This window comes from Pseudomonas sp. P1_F1_2, assembly GCF_056405815.1.
In genome coordinates this window covers 15,404-37,799 of record NZ_JBFUBK010000059.1, presented here as the reverse complement: position 1 = coordinate 37,799, position 22,396 = coordinate 15,404, and the positions used below count along the sequence as shown (strand labels likewise).

At 59.3% G+C, this 22,396-nt stretch carries 20 protein-coding genes and 2 pseudogenes; 8 read left to right on the top strand and 14 right to left on the bottom strand.

Annotated features, from left to right (window positions below):
* Positions 1-186, top strand: a pseudogene (locus AC1D2P_RS18210) (IS256 family transposase); the annotation flags it as partial.
* A gap of 113 nt (positions 187-299) precedes the next feature.
* On the opposite strand, the pseudogene AC1D2P_RS18205 reads toward AC1D2P_RS18210, so the two are convergent.
* From AC1D2P_RS18205 to exaC, 10 genes and pseudogenes are all read right to left on the bottom strand, one after another.
* Positions 300-1,361: pseudogene (locus tag AC1D2P_RS18205) on the bottom strand (PDDEXK nuclease domain-containing protein).
* Positions 1,362-2,053: 692 nt separating this feature from the next.
* The gene (locus AC1D2P_RS18200) at positions 2,054-2,800 is read right to left on the bottom strand and encodes a S24 family peptidase (RefSeq protein ID WP_477811537.1); all 747 of its coding nucleotides are present in this window, start codon (positions 2,798-2,800) and stop codon (positions 2,054-2,056) included.
* Positions 2,801-3,030: 230 nt separating this feature from the next.
* A complete protein-coding gene (gene ppa / locus AC1D2P_RS18195; RefSeq protein ID WP_008052339.1) occupies positions 3,031-3,558 on the bottom strand; it encodes an inorganic diphosphatase in 528 nt (175 codons plus the stop codon).
* Positions 3,559-3,671: 113 nt separating this feature from the next.
* Positions 3,672-4,484: a M90 family metallopeptidase gene (locus AC1D2P_RS18190; RefSeq protein WP_477757957.1), complete on the bottom strand. Its 813-nt coding sequence runs from the start codon at positions 4,482-4,484 to the stop codon at positions 3,672-3,674.
* A 6-nt stretch (positions 4,485-4,490) separates the two neighbouring features.
* Complete coding sequence (locus tag AC1D2P_RS18185; protein ID WP_109786358.1) at positions 4,491-5,147, bottom strand: DedA family protein; 657 nt, start codon at positions 5,145-5,147, stop codon at positions 4,491-4,493.
* Between the two features lie 227 nt (positions 5,148-5,374).
* A complete protein-coding gene (locus tag AC1D2P_RS18180) occupies positions 5,375-5,836 on the bottom strand; it encodes a GNAT family N-acetyltransferase (protein WP_477811536.1) in 462 nt (153 codons plus the stop codon).
* 114 nt (positions 5,837-5,950) lie between these two features.
* Positions 5,951-6,775 (bottom strand): ethanolamine ammonia-lyase subunit EutC, encoded by an 825-nt coding sequence (gene eutC / locus AC1D2P_RS18175; protein ID WP_477757956.1) that lies wholly within the window; start codon positions 6,773-6,775, stop codon positions 5,951-5,953.
* Between the two features lie 8 nt (positions 6,776-6,783).
* Positions 6,784-8,178, bottom strand: coding sequence for an ethanolamine ammonia-lyase subunit EutB (locus AC1D2P_RS18170; protein ID WP_223525614.1), 1,395 nt, complete (start codon positions 8,176-8,178; stop codon positions 6,784-6,786).
* A gap of 185 nt (positions 8,179-8,363) precedes the next feature.
* The gene (gene eat / locus AC1D2P_RS18165; protein ID WP_477811535.1) at positions 8,364-9,734 is read right to left on the bottom strand and encodes an ethanolamine permease; all 1,371 of its coding nucleotides are present in this window, start codon (positions 9,732-9,734) and stop codon (positions 8,364-8,366) included.
* A 199-nt stretch (positions 9,735-9,933) separates the two neighbouring features.
* Positions 9,934-11,454, bottom strand: a complete 1,521-nt coding sequence (exaC, locus tag AC1D2P_RS18160) for an acetaldehyde dehydrogenase ExaC (RefSeq protein ID WP_477811534.1) — start codon at positions 11,452-11,454, stop codon at positions 9,934-9,936.
* Between the two features lie 422 nt (positions 11,455-11,876).
* Here exaC and AC1D2P_RS18155 point away from each other — a divergent pair, with 422 nt between their 5' ends.
* The 4 genes from AC1D2P_RS18155 to AC1D2P_RS18140 all read left to right on the top strand — a co-directional run bounded on the left by AC1D2P_RS18155 (position 11,877) and on the right by AC1D2P_RS18140 (position 16,203).
* Complete coding sequence (locus tag AC1D2P_RS18155) at positions 11,877-13,790, top strand: sigma-54-dependent Fis family transcriptional regulator (RefSeq protein WP_223525613.1); 1,914 nt, start codon at positions 11,877-11,879, stop codon at positions 13,788-13,790.
* A gap of 157 nt (positions 13,791-13,947) precedes the next feature.
* Positions 13,948-15,297 carry a UDP-N-acetylmuramate:L-alanyl-gamma-D-glutamyl-meso-diaminopimelate ligase gene (mpl, locus tag AC1D2P_RS18150; protein WP_046028742.1) on the top strand — a complete coding sequence of 450 codons (1,350 nt, stop codon included), beginning with the start codon at positions 13,948-13,950 and terminating at the stop codon, positions 15,295-15,297.
* Positions 15,294-15,926, top strand: coding sequence for a flavin prenyltransferase UbiX (gene ubiX / locus AC1D2P_RS18145; protein ID WP_046028741.1), 633 nt, complete (start codon positions 15,294-15,296; stop codon positions 15,924-15,926). Before mpl ends, ubiX begins: the two co-directional genes overlap by 4 nt.
* A complete protein-coding gene (locus tag AC1D2P_RS18140; protein WP_046028738.1) occupies positions 15,919-16,203 on the top strand; it encodes a YceK/YidQ family lipoprotein in 285 nt (94 codons plus the stop codon). Before ubiX ends, AC1D2P_RS18140 begins: the two co-directional genes overlap by 8 nt.
* Positions 16,204-16,254: 51 nt before the next feature.
* Here AC1D2P_RS18140 and AC1D2P_RS18135 read toward each other — a convergent pair whose 3' ends face one another.
* The 3 genes from AC1D2P_RS18135 to AC1D2P_RS18125 all read right to left on the bottom strand — a co-directional run bounded on the left by AC1D2P_RS18135 (position 16,255) and on the right by AC1D2P_RS18125 (position 19,199).
* A complete protein-coding gene (locus AC1D2P_RS18135) occupies positions 16,255-16,896 on the bottom strand; it encodes an oxidoreductase (protein ID WP_109786353.1) in 642 nt (213 codons plus the stop codon).
* Between the two features lie 27 nt (positions 16,897-16,923).
* Positions 16,924-18,642: a C13 family peptidase gene (locus AC1D2P_RS18130; protein ID WP_109786352.1), complete on the bottom strand. Its 1,719-nt coding sequence runs from the start codon at positions 18,640-18,642 to the stop codon at positions 16,924-16,926.
* A gap of 101 nt (positions 18,643-18,743) precedes the next feature.
* On the bottom strand, positions 18,744-19,199 hold the full coding sequence (locus AC1D2P_RS18125) for a MaoC family dehydratase (protein ID WP_046028734.1): 456 nt from the start codon (positions 19,197-19,199) through the stop codon (positions 18,744-18,746).
* A 196-nt stretch (positions 19,200-19,395) separates the two neighbouring features.
* On the opposite strand from AC1D2P_RS18125, the gene AC1D2P_RS18120 reads away from it, so the two are divergent.
* From AC1D2P_RS18120 to AC1D2P_RS18110, 3 genes are read left to right on the top strand one after another with little or no spacing between them, the layout of a single operon-like run.
* Positions 19,396-19,758 (top strand): CidA/LrgA family protein, encoded by a 363-nt coding sequence (locus tag AC1D2P_RS18120; protein WP_046028732.1) that lies wholly within the window; start codon positions 19,396-19,398, stop codon positions 19,756-19,758.
* Complete coding sequence (locus tag AC1D2P_RS18115) at positions 19,755-20,471, top strand: LrgB family protein (protein WP_046028731.1); 717 nt, start codon at positions 19,755-19,757, stop codon at positions 20,469-20,471. Before AC1D2P_RS18120 ends, AC1D2P_RS18115 begins: the two co-directional genes overlap by 4 nt.
* Positions 20,472-20,481: 10 nt before the next feature.
* On the top strand, positions 20,482-21,072 hold the full coding sequence (locus tag AC1D2P_RS18110) for an LON peptidase substrate-binding domain-containing protein (RefSeq protein ID WP_046028730.1): 591 nt from the start codon (positions 20,482-20,484) through the stop codon (positions 21,070-21,072).
* On the opposite strand, the gene AC1D2P_RS18105 is transcribed toward AC1D2P_RS18110, so the two are convergent.
* The gene (locus tag AC1D2P_RS18105; protein ID WP_109786363.1) at positions 21,073-22,389 is read right to left on the bottom strand and encodes a bifunctional DedA family/phosphatase PAP2 family protein; all 1,317 of its coding nucleotides are present in this window, start codon (positions 22,387-22,389) and stop codon (positions 21,073-21,075) included.
* Positions 22,390-22,396 lie beyond the last annotated feature (7 nt).

The following is a 22,396-nucleotide window of genomic DNA, read 5'->3' as shown; positions in this document are numbered from 1 at the left end:
GCTCAGCTGCGCAAGATCATCAAGACCCGAGGTCACTTCCCGACTGACGATGCGGCGACAAAACTGATCTGGCTTGGACTGCGCAATATCACAGCAAACTGGGGGGCCGCGGCCCATGACTGGAAAAGTGCGATGAATCAATTCGCGATTCTGTACGGAGATCGATTTATCAGGCCGACCTGGTAAAAGCATGGCCTGCCTAACGGCAGGCCGTTAACGGCCCGCACACAAAATATCTGACAGTCCCCCTTGGTAGAACTACAAGCCAGTCCATTAGTGGGGTTTTCAGGCCTGTTCCGTCATTGCGCGTCGTCCTTCATAGATGCGTCATCACTGGCCAATTCGCGCTCAATCTGTTCGATGCTGGGCAGGCTCGTTTGCAGTTCCGTCGGCAGAGACTCCACTAATTGGTATTCGGCCACGCCGATAGGGCGAGCGTTATCGCGCAAGGCATATTCGGCCACTACCTTGTTCTTGCTCTTGCATAGCAAAAGGCCGATGGTCGGGCCATCCTGTGGGTGCTTGAACTGAGCGTCCACTGTAGTGAGGTAAAAACTCAGTTGCCCCAAATGCTCTGGCTTGAACTTGCCAGCCTTGAGTTCGATCACCACATAGCAACGAAGTTTTAGGTGATAAAACAGCAGGTCGATAAAGAATTCGTCACCGCCGACATCCAGTAGCACTTGCTGGCCGACGAAGGCAAAGCCCGCGCCTAGCTCCAGTAAGAACTCGGTGACATGCTTGACTAGAGCGTTTTCAATCTCGCGCTCCTGAGCATCAAGAGTCAGGCCGAGGAAGTCGAAGCGGTAAGGATCCTTCAGCGACTCGCGGGCCAGATCGGACTGCGGTTTGGGCAGGTGGCTATCGAAGTTACTGACTGCCTTGCCGCTACGCTCCAGCAGACGGGTCTCTATCTGCATCACCAAAATGTTGCGCGACCAGTTGTGCTCGATGGCTTGGGCTGCATACCAGCAGCGGGTTTCTGGGCTGGGCAATTTGTCCAGCAGCGCTAACTGGTGATACCAAGGCAATTGTGCAAGCACCTCTTGCACAAATTTGGCGTCCGGCCAGGCTTCAGCAAACGCGCGCATGTACTTGAGGTTGCGAGGGGAAAAACCTTTCATATCAGGAAAGGCTGTGCGCAAATCCTGAGCCAAGCGGTCGATCACCTTGGCTCCCCAACCTTGTTGTGCTTGCCGGGACAAAATACCTTGACCGATCTGCTAATAGAGCAGCACCAGTTCACGGTTCACCGCAAGAGTGGCGCGTTGTTGGGCACTATGGATGCGACCTTTGAGCTCGCTCAGCCAATCGCCATAACCTTCGGGTGGCATGCTCAGGCTGACAGGGGTGTCGCTCATGCGTTGTTCCTCGTGGCTTTTTTGGCGCGATTTCGTTGCGTTTGCCGGGATTCCGTGAAGAACCATAAAAAAAGCGCATGCGAATGGGGAGCAATCTGTCCGACTCAACCGGTGGGATGGTGAATCCAATGCTGGTTTGGCAGGGACGGTCGAAGATAAGTCAGCGCAATTATCCGGCGCAAGCAGGTTGGATTTTCCGGATGTTTCCTTCGATAGAAAGCTGCTTGCTTATTAACCCTCTATCGCCTGCTGGAAAAGAGTGCCAGCACTGCTGACGCTGGATAAGAGTTTTTCTACAGGCATTAAAAAGCCGGCTTGTGGCCGGCTTCTCGGGGACTGGCTTGGATCATTTTTGGTAAACCGCGCCAGCCTTCAAAACGTACACCCGGATCTTGCGTCCGGCTGTGGGACTTGGCGAGAAAGTCATCTGCCGTGTCGGTGCGATCAGAGCCGCGGGGCGGGTTGATGCGCAAATGTGGGGCGCAGCATACTGATTTTTTGGGGAAATTCCCAGTGTGGTGTGCGGGGTAGAGCGATTGCGGTGATGTGTAGCAGCTGGCGAAGCCTGCGTCCGACTGCGCAGCAGTCGTCAATCCGATACCCGCGGTGAACCTGAAACATCGGGGTGAATGGTTGTACGACTGCTGCGCAGCCGGACGCAGGCTTCGCCAGCTGCTACAGGGGTTGTGTGTTTACAGGAACGGCACCGTCGGTCGACGTTTGTTCAGCGTCGACCACCAAAACACCCACCCCAACACCCTGATGTTCTGCTTATCAATCTGCTCGGCGCTGAAAATCTCATCCGGGTGCTCGGTTTTGTTGTAGCTGCGCAATCGCAGCGCATTCCCGGGCATGCGGTGCAGGTATTTGATGCGCAGCATCCCGTCATGGTCGAGGGCGTAAATTTCCCCATCAATCACCTTGGTCAGCCCACGGTCGATGGCGAGGGTGGAGCCGTCCTCAATCCTCGCGCCCATGCTATTACCGAGCATGTGAATGCCGATCGCGTCAGCATGGTTGATTTCCAGGGAGTCGAGGTGGCTTTTGGGCAGGCGGATAAATTGGCCGGTGTTTTCCACGATGTGGGTTTTGTGAGACCCCGGGGCGATGGGGGATTCTTTGTAGAGGGGCAGTTCGACGTCGCTCGGCTCGATGACCGTGTAGATGCCACGAATCGCCTGGGCGTCGAAGGTGTTGCCTGACTCGTCGAGCAGGCGCAGGTGTTTGGAGTCTTGTGGACCCTCACCGGTCTTGAGCCAGTCGCTGTTGACCGACAGCAGTCTGGACACCTCTTCCATGCGGTAGGCGGGCACGCCGCGGGTGTACCAGTTGTGGATGTTTTGCGCTTCCGTGTCGAAGAAAGCGGCAAATCCTGTCGTCGTTATGTTCGCTTTTTCGAGGAGCGCTTTAAACCGTGGGCCGCTAGTGTTCTTTTTCATAAACACGAGTCTACGGGCGTAGGGTGGGCGTTTGAATAAACGAACCGTTCAAATTTCGAGGGAAATTTACGACCGGATGTAAGACGTATTTTGAACAAATTAAACAAGAAAAAACCGTGACGAGCGCGAGATAAACGTCCTGTTTAAAAACCACTTTGTGAGCGCGCACAAAAAACCCCGGATCAACCGGGGTTTTTTCTAGTCGTCAGTGGCGCAAGGCCAAAGGCGTCTTAGCCTTTGTAGGCTGCAACCGACTTGGTGATCGCGTCACGAGCGGCGTCTGCGCCAGCCCAGCCTTCGATCTTCACCCATTTGCCTTTTTCGAGATCTTTGTAGTTCGCGAAGAAGTGCTCGATCTGCTGGATCAGCAGCGGCGGCAGATCGGTGTATTCCTTCACATCGACGTACAGCTGGGACAGCTTGTCGTGCGGAACTGCGATAACTTTGGCATCGCCGCCGCCGTCGTCGGTCATGTTCAGGATGCCGACCGGACGGGCGCGGATTACCGAACCTGGAGCAACCGGGTAAGGGGTCACGACCAGCACGTCGAGGGGATCGCCGTCGTCAGCCAGGGTGTTCGGGATGTAACCGTAGTTGGCCGGGTAGAACATTGGGGTGGCCATGAAACGGTCAACGAACAGGCAATCGCTGTCTTTGTCGATTTCGTATTTGATCGGCGCGTGGTTGGCCGGAATCTCGATCGCGACATAGATGTCGTTCGGCAGGTCTTTGCCAGCCGGAATCTTGCTGTAGCTCATTGGGCGTTGCCCCCGTTAGTTGACCAGAAATACTTGGCCGGATTGACCAAAAAGTGGCGGCGATTATAGGCATATTCCGCCGATGACGCTATGTACCAGAGGTCGTGTAGACCTTAGTCGTGGTCCCGGTAGACCGGATCTTCAGCCAGAAGTTGCCGTAACCGGCTCAGCGGATCCTGCCGGTAGAAAAGCTTCAGTTGTTCATACACCTGTGGATAAGTCTCGTGCAGCAAATCCGGGGCGCTGAAGAAGTATTCACTGGTGACGGCAAAAAACTCGGCGGGGTTTTCTGCCGCGTACGGGTCGATGGCGGTTTCGGCATCCGGGTTGCGCTCCAGTTGCCGGTCGAGGTCATTGTAGGCCTCTTGCATCACCTTGGCCCATTCGCTGACCCGCATGTCGGGGTGCAGCGGCGGCAGGCCGTTGGCGACGCCGTTGAGCATGTCGAGTTTGTGCGCCAGTTCGTGGATCACCAGGTTGTAGCCTTCCCAGCCACCACTGGCCATTACGCCAGGCCAGGCGAGAATGATCGGCCCTTGCTGCCACGCCTCGCCACTGTGTTCGCCGTCCCACTCATGCTCCACGCCGCTGGCATCGCGATGGCGCTGGGGGCTGAGGAAGTCATCGGGGTAGAGGATGATTTCGTGAAAACCTTGATACCAGTTCAAGTCGCCCAGATTCAGCAGCGGCAATTGCGCCTGCGCTGCCAGCAACAGGCGTTGCTCCTGGTGCAGTTCGACGCCGGGCAGGGCGGTCAGGTGTTTGTCTTCGAGGAACAGCACGCAGGCTTCGCGCAACCACTGGTCTTCAGTGGCGCTGATGCCATCGAGGAAGCTCAAGTGCTGGCGCACCCGCTGCCACATGTCGTCGGCAATCGGGTGCTTGGCCAAGGTGCGCTGGCGGCGCCAGGCGCTAAGCGACCACATCGCAGTTCAGCGCGATTGGGCTTTGGACGCGGCGTTGGCGAGGCGGCTGCGGACCATGCCGATGATCATTGGAACCAGCGACAGCAGGATGATGCCCACCACCAGGAGCGACAGGTTTTTCTTGATGAACGGTACGTTGCCGAAGAAGTAACCGAGGGTCACCAGGCCGCCGACCCACAGGATCGTGCCGAAGACGCTGAAGAAAAAGAAACGCGGGTAAGGCATTTTCCCGACACCGGCGACGAACGGTGCAAAGGTGCGGATGATCGGCAGGAACCGCGCCATCGTTACGGTTTTGCCGCCGTGCTTGTCATAGAACTCGTGGGTTTGTTGCAGGTAATCGCGGCGGAAAATTTTCGAGTTCGGGTTACTGAACAGCTTTTCGCCTGCCGTTCGACCGATGAGGTAGTTGGTGCTGTCACCGAGAATCGCCGCCAGCATCAACAGGCCTCCCAGCAATACAGGGTCCATGCCGCCACCGGCTGCAACAGCACCCGCGATAAATAGCAGAGAGTCGCCTGGCAAGAACGGCATCACCACCAGACCGGTTTCACAGAAAATCACCAAAAAGAGAATGGCGTAGATCCAGGCCCCGTAGTTGGTCACCAGCATGTCGAGGTAAACGTCGAGATGCAGCACGATGTCGATCGGGTTGAAATCCATATAAAGCACCTGTGGTGATGGCCCGGCTCTGCAGGCCTGTGCGGATGACTTGGTATTTAGACTACTGGTAGATGTAGTTTTTCTTACAAGCCGGAAAGGTCGCGATTATACGGACTGAAAAGTGAAAAGAGCGTTCAGTTTGTAGCGAGGGATGTCGCGGGGGGATGGATGGTTGATGCGGATTTTTTGTGGGAGCCAGGGAGGGCTCCCACAGTCGATCGGTGCGGTCAGAGTTCGTCGCTGATCGGCAGCACGTAGTTCTTGAACTCGGTGTCTTCCTTGAATCCGATGGATTCATAGGTTTTGCGCGCGACTTCGTTGTGGCTGCTGGTGGAAACACGCATGCGTACGGCATTGGTTTCCTTGGCCATCTTCTTCGCGGTGCGGATCAGGTTATCGGCCACCAACTGGCGGCGGGCATCTTCGGCGACATAGATGTCGTTGAGGATCCACACGCGTTTAAGCGAAAGGKACGAGAAACTCGGATACAGCTGGCAGAAACCCATCAGTTTGTTGCTGTCGTCATCAGACAGCGCGAGATAAATCACCGATTCCTTGCGACGCAGGCGCTTTTCGAGAAAGGCACGCGACGAGTCCGGGTAAGGCAGGGATCCATAAAACTCACGATACTTCACGAACAGTGGGGCCAGAAGGTCCAGGTGCTCGAGGGTCGCTTGAATAATCCRCATGGTAGGTCTCGTCTTCAAATGGCTGTCTTACGTTGATGACGGCGATGGGAAACCCGTGGCGGCCGTTCGTCGATCCTGCCTGAAACCGGCGCGCAAACGCAATGCGGAAACGGTTCAGGCTTCAGGCTGGCCCAACAGGAAGTTTCGTTTCAGGTCCGCGCGGGTGTCCGAATCCAAGGTCTGGAGTTGCGCTTCATCCTTTAGATTGACCCCCGACAACTGTCTGCGACAGGCCTCGCGCATCAAATACACCAAGCGGTGAGCGGCCATGCCATAACTCAGCCCTTCGAGCCGGACGTTGGAGATGCAATTGCGAAAAGCATCCGTCAGCCCGACCTTTGGATTGTAGGTGAAATATAAACCCAGGCTGTCTGGCGAGCTGAGTCCAGGGCGTTCGCCGATCAGAATCACCGTCATTTTCGCCCCCATCAGCTCACCGATTTCGTCGGCCACCGCGACGCGGCCCTGTTCCACCAGCATCACCGGCGATACGGACCAGCCTTCGGCCAGCACCTGTTCCTCCAGGCGCTTCAGAAACGGCAGGGTATGGCGATGAACGGCCAGTGCCGACAGCCCATCGGCCACCACAATCACCAGATCGACGCCGCCGGGATTGGCCGCCGCATAATTGCGTAGCGTCTGCGCCGACGGATCACTCAGTTTTCGGCCCAAATCAGGGCGTTGCAAATAGCTGTTTCGGTCTGCGGCGGCGCTGTGCAGCAACACACTGGCGCGTCCGATCTCAGCCAATTGCTTGCTGAGCCCCGCGTGGTCGAACGGCAAATGCACCGCGTCCCGCGCCTGCGCATGGGCGTACTGGAAATCCAGTTGAGCGCTGGTCGGCATGCTCGTGCCAGTGCGGCCCAAGGCAATGCGCGCCGGTGTCAGGCGGCGCAACTCCAGCAACGGGTTTTGTGGATCAACAGTTGGCTTATCCATAAAAGCACTCATCCCAGTTGCGCCATCGCTTGGCGGAAGGCCGGTGGCAGGCTGTCGCCGAAGTGAATCTTGCCGTCGGCCTGGGTAAAAATGCCCATTTTTGCCAGCCACTGTTCGAATTCCGGTGCCGGTTTCAGTCCCAGCGTCTGGCGGGCGTAGAGGGCATCGTGGAACGAGGTGGTCTGGTAGTTGAGCATGATGTCGTCGGAGCCGGGGATGCCCATGATGAAGTTGATCCCGGCCACACCCAGCAGGGTCAGCAGGGTGTCCATGTCGTCCTGGTCGGCCTCGGCGTGGTTGGTGTAACAGATATCGCAACCCATCGGCACGCCCAACAGCTTGCCGCAGAAGTGGTCTTCGAGGCCGGCACGAATGATCTGTTTGCCGTTGTAGAGGTATTCCGGGCCAATAAATCCTACAACCGTGTTCACCAGGAATGGCTTGAAATGTCGTGCCACCGCGTAGGCGCGGGTTTCACAGGTTTGCTGGTCGATACCGTGGTGGGCGTTGGCTGACAGTGCGCTGCCCTGCCCGGTTTCGAAATACATCAGGTTCTGGCCCAGTGTGCCGCGATTAAGGCTCAAGCCGGCGTCATAGCCTTCGCGCAAAACGTTCAGGTTGATGCCAAAACTGGCGTTCGCCGCTTCGGTGCCGGCGATCGACTGGAACACCAGGTCCAGCGGAACACCGCGATTGATCGCCTCGATCGACGTGGTGACATGGGTCAGCACGCAGGCCTGAGTCGGGATTTCGTAGCGCTGGATGATCGCGTCGAGCATTTCCAGCATGGCGCAGATCGAGGCGATGCTGTCGGTGGCCGGGTTGATGCCGATCATCGCGTCGCCGTTGCCATACAGCAGGCCGTCGAGAATGCTCGCGGCAATACCGGCGGGCTCATCGGTGGGGTGGTTGGGTTGCAAGCGGGTGGATAACCGGCCACGCAAACCCAGGGTGCCGCGAAACTTCGTGACCACGCGGATCTTCTGTGCCACCAGGACCAGGTCCTGGACGCGCATGATTTTCGACACGGCGGCCACCATTTCCGGCGTCAGGCCGGGGGCGAGTGCACGCAGGCTCAGTTCATCGGCGGCGTCGCTGAGCAGCCAGTCGCGAAAACCGCCGACAGTGAGGTGGCTGACCACGGCGAAGGCGTGTGTGTCGTGAGTGTCGATGATCAGTCGGGTGACTTCATCGGCCTCGTAGGGAATCAGTACTTCCTGCAGGAAATGCGTCAGCGGGATGTCAGCCAGGGCCATCTGCGCAGCCACCCGCTCGCCATCATTGAGCGCAGCGACGCCCGCCAGGAAATCACCGGAGCGCGCCGGGCTGGCCTTGGCCATGACGTCCTTGAGGCTCTCGAAGCGATAGGTCAGAGCGCCGATGGAGTGGGCAAATGCGGCCATGGGACAGTGTCCTCCTGATTCTGAAATGATGACCTGTAGGAGCAAGGCTTGCCCGCGATGGCATCACCGCGGTGTAGCTGTCCGATCGCAGTGATGCCCTCTCGGGCAAGCCTTGCTCCTACAGGGCAGGGTTGTCGACCCCAAATAGGGCAGGCGCCGGGGGATTGGCCCGGCGCCGGTGCATCTCAAATACCTTCGAGCATCGCGTCGGCTGGCGCATCGGCGCGTTGCCTGGCGGTCAATTGGAAATACAGGTAGCCGGCCGCCATGAAGCCGAGAAACACACACCCGATCAGCGTGTTGAACCAGGCCATCGCTACCAGGCACACCACCGCCAGAAACAGCGCAATCCCCGGCACGATCGGATAGCCCGGCGCGCGGAAGGTGCGTTCCAGGTTCGGTTCGGTTTTACGCAGTTTGAACAGGCTCAGCATACTGATGATGTACATCACAATGGCACCGAATACCGACATGGTGATCATCGCCGCCGTCAGGGTCATGCCTTGCAGGTTGACCAGGCCATCGCTGTAAATCGCCGCAATACCGATCACGCCGCCGGCCAAAATGGCCCGGTGCGGGGTCTGGAAACGCGAGAGTTTGGCCAGGCTGCTTGGCAGATAACCGGCACGCGCCAGGGCGAAGAACTGACGGGAGTAACCGAGGATGATCCCGTGGAAGCTCGCCACCAGGCCGAACAGGCCAATCCAGACCAGCATGTGCATCCACGTGGAGTTGTTGCCGACCACGGCTTTCATCGCCTGCGGCAGCGGGTCGTTGATGTTCGACAGTTGGCGCCAGTCGCCGACGCCGCCGGCCATGACCATCACGCCGATGGCCAGGAACACCAGGGTCAGAATGCCGCTGACGTAAGCCTTGGGAATCGTGCGTTTCGGGTCCTTGGCCTCTTCGGCTGCCATTGCCGCACCTTCAATTGCGAGGAAAAACCAGATCGCGAAGGGAATGGCGGCGAAGATGCCGGGAATGGACGCGATCGTGAACTCGTTGGACCCTGACCAGCCATTGAGCACAAAGTTGCTGAAGCTGAAACCCGGCGCCACCACGCCCATGAACACCAGCAGTTCGGCGACCGCCAGCACGGTGACCACCAGTTCGAAGGTCGCAGCGATGCTGACCCCGAGGATGTTCAGGCCCATGAACACGAAATACGCACCAACCGCCGCGATTTTCGGATCAAGTTCCGGGTATTGCACGTTGAGGTAGGCGCCGATGGCCATGGCAATGGCCGGTGGCGCAAAGACGAATTCAATCAGGGTGGCGATGCCGGCGATCAATCCGCCTTTCTCACCAAACGCCCGCCGGCTGTAGGCAAAGGGCCCGCCAGCGTGGGGAATTGCGGTCGTCAGTTCAGTGAAACTGAAGATAAAGCAGGTGTACATCRTCGCCACCATCAGGGCGGTGACGAGAAACCCCAGTGTGCCTGCGGTGCCCCAGCCGTAACTCCAGCCGAAGTATTCGCCGGAAATCACCAGGCCGACGGCAATGCCCCATAGATGCAGGGTGCCGAGTGTGGGTTTGAGCTGTGTAGAAGAAGTCATAAGTCCTCGCTGTCTTTTTTATTGTTTGATCTTTTGGACTTGCGGTACGACGTTTTAGGTGAGAAGCGGGCACGCAAAGCCCGTGCCAGAGCGGCCAGGGCAATGTTCGGTGTGTTATTGAGGAAGCCATCGCTGGCAAGCCATGCTCCTGTAGGAGCCGAGCTTGCTCGCGATGGCCGTTACGCGATATCGCGCCGGGTTAGAAGAAGCCCAGCGGATTGATGTCGTAGCTCACCAGCAGGTTTTTGGTCTGCTGATAGTGATCAAGCATCATTTTGTGGGTTTCACGGCCGACGCCGGACTTTTTGTAGCCACCGAACGCGGCATGCGCCGGGTACAGGTGGTAGCAGTTGGTCCACACACGACCGGCCTTGATGGCACGGCCCATGCGGTAGGCGCGGTTGATGTCGCGGGTCCAGAGGCCGGCCCCCAGGCCGAACTCGGTGTCGTTGGCGATGGCCAAGGCTTCGGCTTCGTCCTYGAAGGTGGTGATGCTCACCACCGGGCCAAAGATTTCTTCCTGGAACACGCGCATTTTGTTGGTGCCCTTGAGCAGGGTCGGCTGGATGTAATACCCGGTCGCCAGGCTGCCCTCGAGTTTTTCTATCTTGCCGCCGGTCAGCAGCTCGGCGCCTTCGCCCTTGGCGATTTCCAGGTACGAAAGAATTTTGTCGAATTGCTGCTCGGATGCCTGGGCGCCGACCATGGTGTCGGTGTCCAGCGGGTCGCCACGTTTGATCGACAGGACTTTTTTCATCACGACTTTCATGAAGTCGTCGTAGATCGACTCTTGCACCAGCGCGCGGGACGGGCAGGTACAGACTTCGCCTTGGTTGAAGAAGGCGAGCACCAGGCCCTCAGCGGCTTTTTCGATGAAGGACGGTTCGGCCTTCATGATGTCTTCGAAGAAGATGTTCGGCGATTTGCCGCCCAGTTCCACGGTGGACGGAATGATGTTTTCGGCAGCGCATTTCATGATGTGCGAGCCGACCGGGGTCGAGCCGGTGAACGCGATCTTGGCGATGCGCTTGCTTGTGGCCAGCGCTTCGCCGGCCTCTTTGCCGAAGCCTTGCACGATGTTCAATACGCCGGGTGGCAGCAGGTCGCCGATCAGCTCGACCAGCACGGTAATGCCCAGCGGAGTCTGCTCGGCAGGCTTGAGCACTACGCAGTTACCGGCGGCCAGGGCCGGGGCGAGTTTCCAGGCGGCCATCAGGATCGGGAAGTTCCACGGGATGATCTGCCCGACTACGCCCAGCGGTTCATGGATGTGATAGGCCACGGTGTTGCCGTCGATCTCGGCGGCGCTGCCTTCTTGGGCGCGGATGCAACCGGCGAAGTAGCGGAAGTGGTCGGCAGCCAGTGGGATGTCGGCGTTGAGGGTTTCGCGAACGGCTTTGCCGTTGTCCCAGGATTCGGTGATTGCCAGCAGTTCCAGGTTTTGCTCGATGCGGTCGGCGATTTTCAGCAGCACCAGCGAGCGCGCCTGGGCGGACGTGGCGCCCCAGGCATCGGCGGCGGCATGAGCAGCGTCCAGGGCCTTGTCGATGTCTTCGGCGGTGGAACGTGGGAATTCGGCAATCGGTTGGCCATTCACTGGCGAGGTGTTGGTGAAGTACTGACCTTTGACAGGCGCGACGAACTCGCCGCCGATGTAGTTACCGTATTTGGCCTTGAACGAAACGATAGCGCCTTCAGTACCGGGGTGAGCGTAACGCATGATGTTGTCTCCTTGGCTTTTGTATTTATAAGAAGAGGCGCATGTGCGCTTGCTTTAAGCGTAGAGCAAGGGTCGGGCCAGCGCCTTGCATGTCAGGCAAATCAAGGCCTTGCGCGGTTTTTGTCGGACAGGCGGGCGGCGCCTGTGACGGTTTCGGTACAGCGTGCGTGACACTTTGTACCGCTAGTGGCACAGCCTGTGACTGACGGGTCTTGCCAGCATTGCAATGCAGGCTAGGCTGGAGGATGCTCGGACTCGCGCACTCTGTAGCAGCTGCCGAAGGCTGCGTCAGAGTGCGAAGCGCTCTCTTGGATTTGGCACTGAAATACGGGATACCGGTTTACGACCGCTTCGCGGCCGGACGCAGCCTTCGGCAGCTGCTACACGGGGCGAGCCARACCCTGCGGGGAGAATAATAAGAAATGCACGACAATCATTTGAGTCGCCATGCCCAGCAAGTCTTGACCGTTACCCAGGGCAAATCGCACCTGCGCGGTCCCGGCAGCGATCCGTCCATTGCCCGTTCCTGGCTGCGTTGTCTTGAGGACTATCACCTCGACCCGGCCTTGACCATGGCGCCGACGGTGCTGGAACACGGTCGAGTGCTGGAAAGCCGTGAACGCTTGCAGCAAGTGCTGCACATCGCCGGCAATGAAATGACCAGCCTCCACCAACAGCTTTCCGGTGCTGGCCATGCCGTGTTGCTGACCGACGCCCGTGGCGTGATCCTCAATTGCGTCACCGCGCCCGCCGAGCGCAAGATTTTCGAACGCGCCGGCCTGTGGCTCGGCGCCGACTGGAGTGAAGCCTGCGAAGGCACCAACGGCATCGGCACCTGCCTGGTGGAGCGGCAGTCGCTGACCATCCATCAGGACGAACATTTTCGCGGACGCCATACCGGCCTGACCTGTTCGGCGAGCCCGGTGTTCGATCCCCATGGTGAACTGCTGGCGGTGCTCGACGTGTCTTCGGCGCGCCACGATGTCTCCCGGCAAAGCCAGTTTCACACCATGGCCCTGGTCAATCTGTCGGCGAAGATGATCGAGAGCTGCTATTTCCTGCGCTACTTCGACAATCAATGGTTGTTGCGCTTTCATTTGCAGGCCGAATCCGTCGGGCTGTTCAGCGAAGGGCTGCTGGCGTTCGACGGAGAAGGGCGGATCAGTGCAGTCAACCAGAGCGCGCTGAACTTGCTGGGGCATATTCGCGGCGGCTTGCTGGGTAAGCCGGTAGAGGCGTTTTTCGACTGTTCGCTGGATGAGCTGCTCGGCCGCGCGAGTGTCAACGCCAGTGCCAGTTGGCCGTTGCGCACCCGAGACGGGCGAAGTCTGTTTGCCGTTTTGCGCGGGCAGCCACGCAGCATTCCGGTGCCTGTTGTGCAAAGCCCGGTACTTGCCGAACGTGCGCCGCTGTCAGGCATCTGTCTAGGTGATACGGCGTTGCAAGAGGATTTTCGCAAGTCACTGAGGGTGTTCGAGCGCGACGTGCCGCTGCTGATCAACGGCGAAACCGGTTCCGGCAAAGAGGCATTCGCCAAAGCCGTGCACCAGGCCAGTCAGCGCTCAGAAAAAGCCTTCGTCGCCCTTAACTGCGCGGCCATTCCTGAAAGCCTGATCGAGAGTGAGTTGTTTGGCTATCGCGGTGGCAGTTTCACCGGTGCGCGCAAGGAAGGCATGCGTGGCAAGTTGCAGCAGGCCGATGGCGGAACACTGTTCCTCGACGAAATCGGCGACATGCCCCTGGCCCTGCAGACCCGGCTATTGAGGGTGTTGGAGGATCGACAGGTGGTGCCGATTGGCGGGGAGCCGGAGGCGGTCAACGTACGAATCATCAGTGCTACGCACCGTAATCTGTTGGAACGGGTGCAGGACGGCGGCTTTCGTGAGGATTTGTATTACCGGCTCAATGGGCTGGAAGTTGCGTTACCGGCGCTAAGGGATCGCAGTGATAAATCCCAATTGCTCGACTTCTTGCTGGAACAAGAGACGGGCGGTGAAGCGGTGCAGATCGATGCGGCAGCGCGTCAGGCGTTGCTGGGCTTCAACTGGCCGGGGAATGTGCGGCAATTGCGTAACGTGTTGCGCACACTGGCCGCGCTGTGTGAGAACGGGAAGATCGGGTGGGAGGATTTGCCAGCGATGATTCGACAGGCGCGGCCGGCGCCGGTGATGACTGTTGAAGCATCGTCGGATCATCCGCTGGACGATGCCGAACGGGTGGCGTTGTTGAATGCGCTGGAACACACGCGTTGGCACATGACGCATACCGCCGAGCAGTTGGGGGTCAGCCGAAATACGCTTTATAGAAAGCTGCGTAAACACGGCATCGCCCGCTAAATCGCGTCGCCCCCCATCGCGGGCAAGCCCGCTTCCACAGGATTTTCGGTGACCTGTGGGGGTGGGCTTGCCCGCGATGGCGTCTGTGAGACCGAAACACAAGGTGCGATTTTTCCCTCCCTACGCTAACCTGCGGCCATGTTTTACGAGGTCGACTATGCACATTCATATTCTGGGTATCTGCGGCACCTTCATGGGTTCGATGGCGGTTCTGGCCAAGGAACTGGGCCATCACGTCACCGGCTCCGATGCCAACGTCTATCCGCCGATGAGCACACAGCTTGAAGCTCAAGGCATTGAGTTGACCCAAGGCTACGATCCTTCCCAGCTCGATCCGGCTCCGGATCTGGTGGTGATCGGCAACGCCATGTCACGCGGCAACCCGGCCGTCGAGTACGTACTGAACAAAGGCCTTCCTTACGTTTCCGGCCCGCAGTGGCTGGCCGATCACGTGCTGCAAGGTCGTTGGGTGCTGGCCGTTGCCGGTACTCACGGCAAAACCACCACTAGCAGCATGCTCGCCTGGGTGCTGGAGCACGCGGGCATGAGCCCCGGCTTCCTGATCGGCGGTGTTCCGCAGAATTTTTCGGTGTCGGCGCGTTTGGGCGGTACGCCGTTCTTTGTGATCGAAGCCGACGAATATGACAGTGCATTCTTCGACAAGCGTTCCAAGTTTGTTCACTACCGCCCGCGCACGGCGATCCTGAACAACCTTGAGTTCGATCATGCAGATATCTTCCCCGACCTGCCGGCTATCGAGCGACAGTTCCACCATCTGGTGCGGACCATTCCAAGCGAAGGCCTGGTGATCCATCCGACCACCGAACCGGCGTTGCAACGTGTCATCGACATGGGCTGCTGGACCCCGGTGCAAACCACCGGCGCGGGCGGCCAATGGCAGGTCAAGCTGCTCAGCGAAGACGGTTCGAAGTTTGAAGTGATGTTCGAAGGCGTCGCCCAAGGTGTGGTCGAGTGGGACATGACCGGCCAGCACAACGTCGCTAACGCATTGGCTACGTTGGCGGCGGCGCGTCACGTCGGCGTGGTGCCATCGATGGGCATTGCTGCATTGAGCGCGTTCAAAAGCGTCAAGCGCCGCATGGAAAAAGTCGCCGAAGTGCGCGGGATCACCATCTACGACGATTTCGCCCACCATCCGACCGCTATCGCCACCACCCTTGATGGCCTGCGCAAACGCATCGGCGACGCGCCGTTGATCGCGATCATCGAGCCGCGCTCCAACTCGATGAAGCTGGGCGCGCACCGAGACGGTTTGCCGGAAAGCGTGGTCGATGCCGATCAAGTGATCTGGTACGCACCCGCCAACCTCGGTTGGGACCTGGCCGGCACCGCCGCGCTGTGCACCGTGCCATCGATTGTCAGCGACTCGCTGGAAGGCATCATTGAGCGCGTGAAAAGCCAGGCGCAGCCCGGTACTCACGTCGTGATCATGAGCAACGGCGGCTTCGGCGGCCTGCACGGCAAACTCGCCGAGGCCCTGCGATGAGCAGTGGTCCGGATCGCGTCACGCTGGCCATGACCGGCGCTTCCGGCGCTCAGTACGGTTTGCGTTTGCTCGATTGTCTGATTCGTGAAGACCGCGAAGTGCACTTCCTGATTTCCAAGGCGGCGCAACTGGTGATGGCCACGGAAACCGACGTTACGCTGCCGGCCAAACCGCAGATGATGCAAGCCTTCCTCACGGAGTACACCGGTGCTGCGGCCGGGCAAATCAAGGTCTATGGCAAGGAAGACTGGATGTCGCCGGTGGCTTCGGGCTCCGGCGCGCCTGCGGCAATGGTGGTGGTGCCGTGCTCCACGGGGACGCTGTCGGCCATTGCGACCGGTGCCTGCAACAACCTGATCGAGCGTGCCGCCGACGTGACCCTGAAAGAGCGTCGTCAGTTGATTCTGGTTCCGCGTGAGGCGCCGTATTCGAGCATCCATCTGGAGCACATGCTCAAGCTGTCGAACATGGGCGTGACGATATTGCCGGCCTCGCCAGGCTTCTATCACCAGCCGCAGACGATTGATGACCTGATCGATTTTGTCGTGGCGCGGATTCTCAATCTGTTGAACATCCCGCAAGACATGCTGCCACGCTGGGGCGAACACCATTTGAGCAGCGATGAATAAGCTGCTGATTACTCTGCTGGCATTGCAACTGACGGGCTGCGCCACCGCGCGCACCCTTGATGCGGCCAAACCCGGAGCACCCCTGGTGTATGCGGGGACGCGTCTGGATTTGTACGCCATGAACGGCGGATGCTGCGCCAAGGACCGCTTTGGTGCAGACGCGCCGAGCTATCCCGGCGTTGATCTGCCGGCCAGCGCGTTGCTCGACACGCTGCTGTTGCCGTTGTCGGTGCTGACGGTAATCGGGGTGAGTTTTCAGGCGACGGGCGGGTTGTAGCAAGAGGCTATTGTGGCGAGGGAGCAAGCTCCCTCGACACAGATTTGCGGATTATTTACCGAGCTTACGCAACTCATCCGACTCCACAATCCGCACTCCATCTTGCTCTTCCAGCGCCAATCGCCACATCGCGCGCGCCAGTTGGCAGGCTTCGATGCCGTGGTATTTGCCGGGGATCAGGCGTGACAGTGGACCGGCGATTTTCTCGCCCAGGCGTGGCGCGACACGATCACCCAGCAGCAGAGAAGGGCGGCAAATGGTCAGTTGCGGCCAGTCCTGCGCACGCAATGCGTGTTCCATCTCGCCTTTGACCCGGTTGTAGAAAACCGAGGATCTGCGATCGGCGCCCAAGGCGCTGATCACGATCAGGTGGCGTGCGCCCATTTCCCGCGCACGCTTGGCAAACGCCACGACCATGTCCAGGTCAACCGCACGAAACGCGGGTTCCGAGCCAGCCTGCTTGATGGTAGTGCCGAGGCAGCAGTAGGCAATGTCGACGCGACCTTGCAGCTGTGGAAGAAACACCTCCGGATCGCCGACAGGGTTTTCCAGGTGCGGGTGTTTGGCGAGTGGACGGCGTGAAGGGGCCAAAACCCTTGAGATCGTTGGCTCATTGAGCAGGCGATCCAGCAGATGTTCACCGGTCAGCCCGGTAGCTCCGGCAATCAAGACATGCTGAGGCGTCAAGTACATAGTGTTTCTCCCTTGATACTGTTCAGCTTAGTTGCTCTTTGTATCCTTGCTGTCGATAGAGACACTTTGTAGTGCTTTTCGTGCCTGCTGCTTGCGTAACAACTGCCAGTGAGAGAGGACGGTTTTCGGCGCCCAGATCTGCGGCTCGGAGGCTTCGAAGCTGTCGGCCAGTTCGCGCTCGGCGACGGTGGCCTTGGCCAGTTTGAAGGCTTGCTCCAGGTCATCGGTCTGGTTCAATGCCTGGGCGAACAATGCGTCGCCGAAGTAGGTGAAATTGGCTTCTTCGGCGCAGCCGAAGGACACACGGTCTGCCCGCGACGCGGTCATGATCAGGGTGCGCTCGTCCTTGAGGGCGGGAATGAAACCGCCGGAATAGCAGGACGAAATCACAATGATCTTGTCGCGATTTTTCAAGGGAGCAAGCACTGCGGCGAGTTCGTCGGCCGGCAGGTCGGCCAGCTCCATGCGCGGTTGATCGAGCACCAGTTGATGTTCGCTGGTGCCGTGGCTGGTCAGGTAAATGAAAATCAAGTCTTCCGGGCCGCTGCGCTCGGCCAGGGTAGCGGCAGCGCGGCGCAGGTTTTCCCGGGTAGCCATCGGGCGGTCCATTAGGTGGTCGCGGTGATTTACCAGGCGGATTTGCCCGAACGCGCCGAAGCGGCTGCTGAGCATGTTGCTGACGTAATCGGATTCGCGCAGGAACACGCTTTGCTTGCCGTCGCCGCCCAAGGTCAGGGTGTACAACTCGACGGCTGGAGTCGAGGCCGGCACGTTGAGCAGGGCGTCCTCGAGCAAGCGGCCTTGAGCCAGCAAGCCGAGCTCCAGGCTGTCAGGCAGCAGCTTGCCGTCGGCGTCACGTACGCGCTGGCCATTGAGCCATGTGCCGCTTTGCACGGTGCCGTCGGTGAGCACCAGCGTGCCGCGTCCCGAGTAACTGTCACTGTCAAATTGACCGGTGTAGAAGCTGCCGTCCGGGAGGTTTAATCGACCTTGGCCGGTGAAGCGCCAATCACTGAACTGGCCGGTGTAATGGCTGCTGTCGGAGCCGATCAACTCGCCCTTGCCGTTCAGGGATCCTTCCTTGAATTGACCGAGCCAGACATCGCCGTCGGCATTTTCGTAGCGGCCCTTGCCGTGCAGTTGATTGTTCTTGAAACCGCCGACATAGATGTCGCCGTCGGCGCTGTTGAAAGTCCCGTTGCCTTCCAGCTGACCGTTGACAAAGTGCCCGGTGAATTGATTGCCGCTGGCGTCGCCGCGCTGGCCTTCCCCGTTGGGTTTGCCGTGGGCGAACTGACCCTGGTACGAGCTGCCGTCATCGAGTTCGAGACGACCGAGCCCTGAATATTGATCGGCCTTGAATTCGCCGCGATAGCTCATGCCGTTTTCTTTGAGCGTGCCTTCACCCTCGCGCCGGCCGAGTTTGAAACCGCCGGTGTAGCTGCTGGCCGGTGTGGTCAGCGAGCCCTGGCCGTCGAACAGGCCCTGATTGAACAGCCCGCGATAGACCTCGCCATTGCTGCCATGCCATTCGCCCTGGCCGTGCCATTGCCCCTTGTCGAACTCGCCGGCGTACCAGCTGCCATTTGGATAGTCGATGCGGCCCTGGCCTTGCAGCAAACCATTGACCAGATCACCGCGATAGCGCCCGCCATCCGGCAGGCGGGCATCCGGGGGCAACAGCGATTCGCCGTCGCCGCAAGCAGTGAGCAAAAGGGTCAGGGCAAGGAGTGCAAGTGAGCGCATAGCGGGATCCGGGCAATTAGGCGAGCGAGTATGCCGCAGCTATGTGTCGTATATATAGAGAGGGGTGCGAAACAGCGTGAGCTGCTTCGCATCCGCGAGGGTTACACGAAACAGAGGGACAGGGGTTCTGCGATATAGGCCGGTTTGTCCGAGCCTTCTATCTCAAGGGTGGTAGTTGCTTTGAGCAGCCATTGACCGGGTTTTTTCTCGATGACGTCGGTCAAATCAACTTTGAGGCGCACTTTCGAATTGACCTTGACCGGTTGAATAAAACGCACGCTGTCGAGGCCGTAGTTGACCACCATCTTCACGCCTTCGGGCATGACGAGGATGTCTTCCATCAACTTCGGGATCAGTGACAGCGACAGGAATCCATGTGCGATGGTGCTGCCAAATGGCGTTTGCGCGGCTTTGACCGGGTCGACATGAATAAACTGATAGTCACCTGTGGCTTCTGCGAACAGGTTGATCCGCTCCTGATCGATGGTGAGCCATTCGGAACGTCCGAGTTCCTTGCCGACATAATCTTTGAGCTCTGCAACGGGAACCTGGGGCATTGAGACTCTCCTTGTGTTTCATCGGATTTATAGTTTTTCGGGTGGGGGGATTTGACCTCCCTGCGAACCACTGTAGATCAACATGGCCGATTGCTCCGGTCAACTGACCATGCTTTTGGCGAATGCCGATCCATAGCGTTGACGTGCTTATAATACGCGGCCCCTTTTTGGGTGGGGCGAGCGCGGGAGATGCCGGATGTTGTTACGTGGCCTGACCTGGCTGGTGCTGTTCCAATTGCTGGGCACAGCCATCAACCACTTGTTTTTACCGGTGCTGCCGGGGCCGATTGTCGGCTTACTGCTGTTGCTGGTGTATCTGATTTCACGCGGGCAAGTCGGCGAACCGCTGAGCCTGGCGGCCAGCAGCCTGCTGCGGTACTTGCCGTTGCTGCTGGTGCCGCCGGCCGTGGGCGTGATGGTGTATGCCAAGGATATTGCCGCCGATTTCTGGGCCATCGTCGGTGCGTTGGTGTTGTCGCTGCTGCTGTCCATGGCGTTTGCCGGGGTGCTGATGCAACGCATGGTCAAGCGCCATGCCCATCGCGGAGATGACCAATGACCCTTGATTGGCACGGCGCACTCGACTCGGTGATCCATCATCCGCTGTTCGGCATCGGTATTACATTGGGTGCTTATCAACTGGTGCTGGCGGCTTTTGAGAAAACCCGCTGGATCTTTTTGCAGCCAGTGCTGGTCTCCATGTTGGTGGTGATCGGTGTCCTGCTGACCTGCGGCCTGACCTACGCGGAGTACCGCAAGAGCACCGAGATCCTCAGCATCCTGCTCGGACCCGCAACGGTTGCACTGGCCGTGCCGCTGTACCTCAATCTGCGAAGGATTCGGCAGTTGTTCTGGCCGATATTTACTACGCTGGTGATAGGTGGCGTGGTGGCCACGGGCATGGGCGTGTTGCTGGGGTGGTGGTTCGGTGCCGAGCACATGATCCTGATGACCATGGCGCCGAAGTCGGTAACGTCGCCGATTGCCATGCTGGTGGCCGAGCAGATCGGTGGTGTCGCGGCGCTGGCGGCGGTGTTCGTGTTGATCACTGGCGTGATCGGTGCGATCTTCGGCCCTGGTCTGTTGACGCGGCTCGGTGTGCGCAGCCCGGAAGCGCGCGGCATGGCATTGGGAATGACGGCCCATGCGGTCGGCACTTCGGTAGCCCTGCAGGAAAGTGAAGAGTGCGGCGCCTTTGCGGCGCTGGCGATGAGTCTGATGGGTGTGGCCACAGCGGTGTTCCTGCCGTTGGCGGTGTCGATGGTGGTGTAAGGAAATGTCTATGAACTTACCGCTTTTCCCGCTGAACACGGTGCTGTTTCCTGGCTGCATCCTCGACTTGCAGATCTTCGAAGCGCGCTACCTGGACATGATCGGCCGCTGCATGAAACAGGGCGGCGGCTTCGGTGTGGTGTGCATCCTCGACGGCGAAGAAGTCGGCATCGCGCCGGCAGGGTATGCCTTGGTGGGGTGCGAAGCGCGGATCACCGATTTCAAACAGCAGGACAACGGCTTGCTGGGTATTCGGGTGCAGGGCGGGCGCCGTTTCCAGGTTTTGCGCACCGAGGTTCAGCGAGATCAGTTGACCGTCGCTGAAGTCGAATGGCTGGAAGACGAACCCGAGCAACCCTTGCAGGACGAGGACGCCGACCTGGTTGCGTTGCTCAAGGCCTTGGCCGAACACCCGATGGTCGAGGCCCTGAACATGGGGACCGAGGCAACCGGGCAGCAGTCGCTGGCCAATCAACTGGCGTACCTGCTGCCATTTGCCGAGGTCGACAAGATAGACCTGCTGCAACTCGACGATCCGCAGCAACGGCTGGATGCGATTCAGGCGTTGCTGGATGAGTTGCAGGGTGAGTTGTTTGCCTGATCAGTAGGCATACCGCAACAACGTATGTGGCAAATGCCGCAACACAAAGAACCCGAACAACGCCACCAGTACTGGCAGCACCAGCCACCAGACCTTGGGTGGCATGGCATTGAGTGGCGCCTTGCGCTGAGTCAGCCACAAGCTCGCCGCACACACGGCCGCCGCCAGCATCGCACCCGCCAGTACATCCGTCGGCCAATGCGCGCCCAGATACACCCGCGACAGGGAAATTGCCAGCGCGGGCAAGCAGCCCAGCATCAACCAGGTCAGGCGCATCCGTGGCGGTTGCCCTCGGCCCGCCAGTACGGCGAGGGTCAGGAACAGCGCGAAAGAGCCGGAGGCGTGACCGCTGGGCATGCTGTAACTGGTCAACGGATCACTCAACACTTCCGGGCGCAGGCGGGCGAAAAAGTGTTTGGTTGCGGTGTTGGCCAGCGCGGTGCAGAGCAGGGTGCTGCCGGCGAAAATCGCCTGGCGCCATTGCCGCGCAATCAGCAAAAGGCCGGTCAGCAGCGCGCTGAATACCAGCATGTTGCGAAATTCGCCAATCAGTGTGAAGACGACGGCGACTTCGTCGAGCATCGGGCCGCGGTGTTCCTGCACCAGGGTCATTACGCCTTGATCGAGTGCGGTCAGGTGCGGGTAGCCGATGAACAGTCCCACCAGAATCAGAAAACTCATGCCGGCAATCAGCGTCGTCGCCTGGCGATGGCGGCGCAGACTGCTGGTGACGCTCAAGCCCACCAAGACGGCAATACTGCCTGCGACGATCCCGGCTTCAGGCCAGAAACCTTCCGGCAGTGGCAGGCGAATCGCCGCCCCTGTGGCCCAACCGGGCAGCAAATAGGCAACACTCCAGCCAGCGGCGGCCAACACGCTGACTGCGGCAAAGCGCGGAAACGGCATGTCGAACATCCCGGCGACCATCGGCAGCATCGGTCGCAACGGCCCGATGAAGCGCCCGACCAGCAGGCTGGCGATGCCATAGCGTTGGAAATAGGACTCGGCGCCGGCGATCCACTCGGGGTGATGACGCAACCCCGGCAAACGACGGATATTCTGGTGGAAGTGCCGGCCGACGAAGTACGAAACAATGTCACCCAGCACACCGGCAACGAACCCCAGCAACAGCGTTTCACTCAGTGACAACGCACCGCTCCCGGCCAATACCGCCACAGCAAACAGCAACACTGTGCCGGGTACGATCAGTCCGGCAATCGCCAGGCATTCCACAAAAGCCACGATGAACACTGCTGCAGCCAGCCATTGCGGATTAGCCGCCAACCAGCCGGTCACGCTATCGAGCCATGGGCCCATAAAAAAC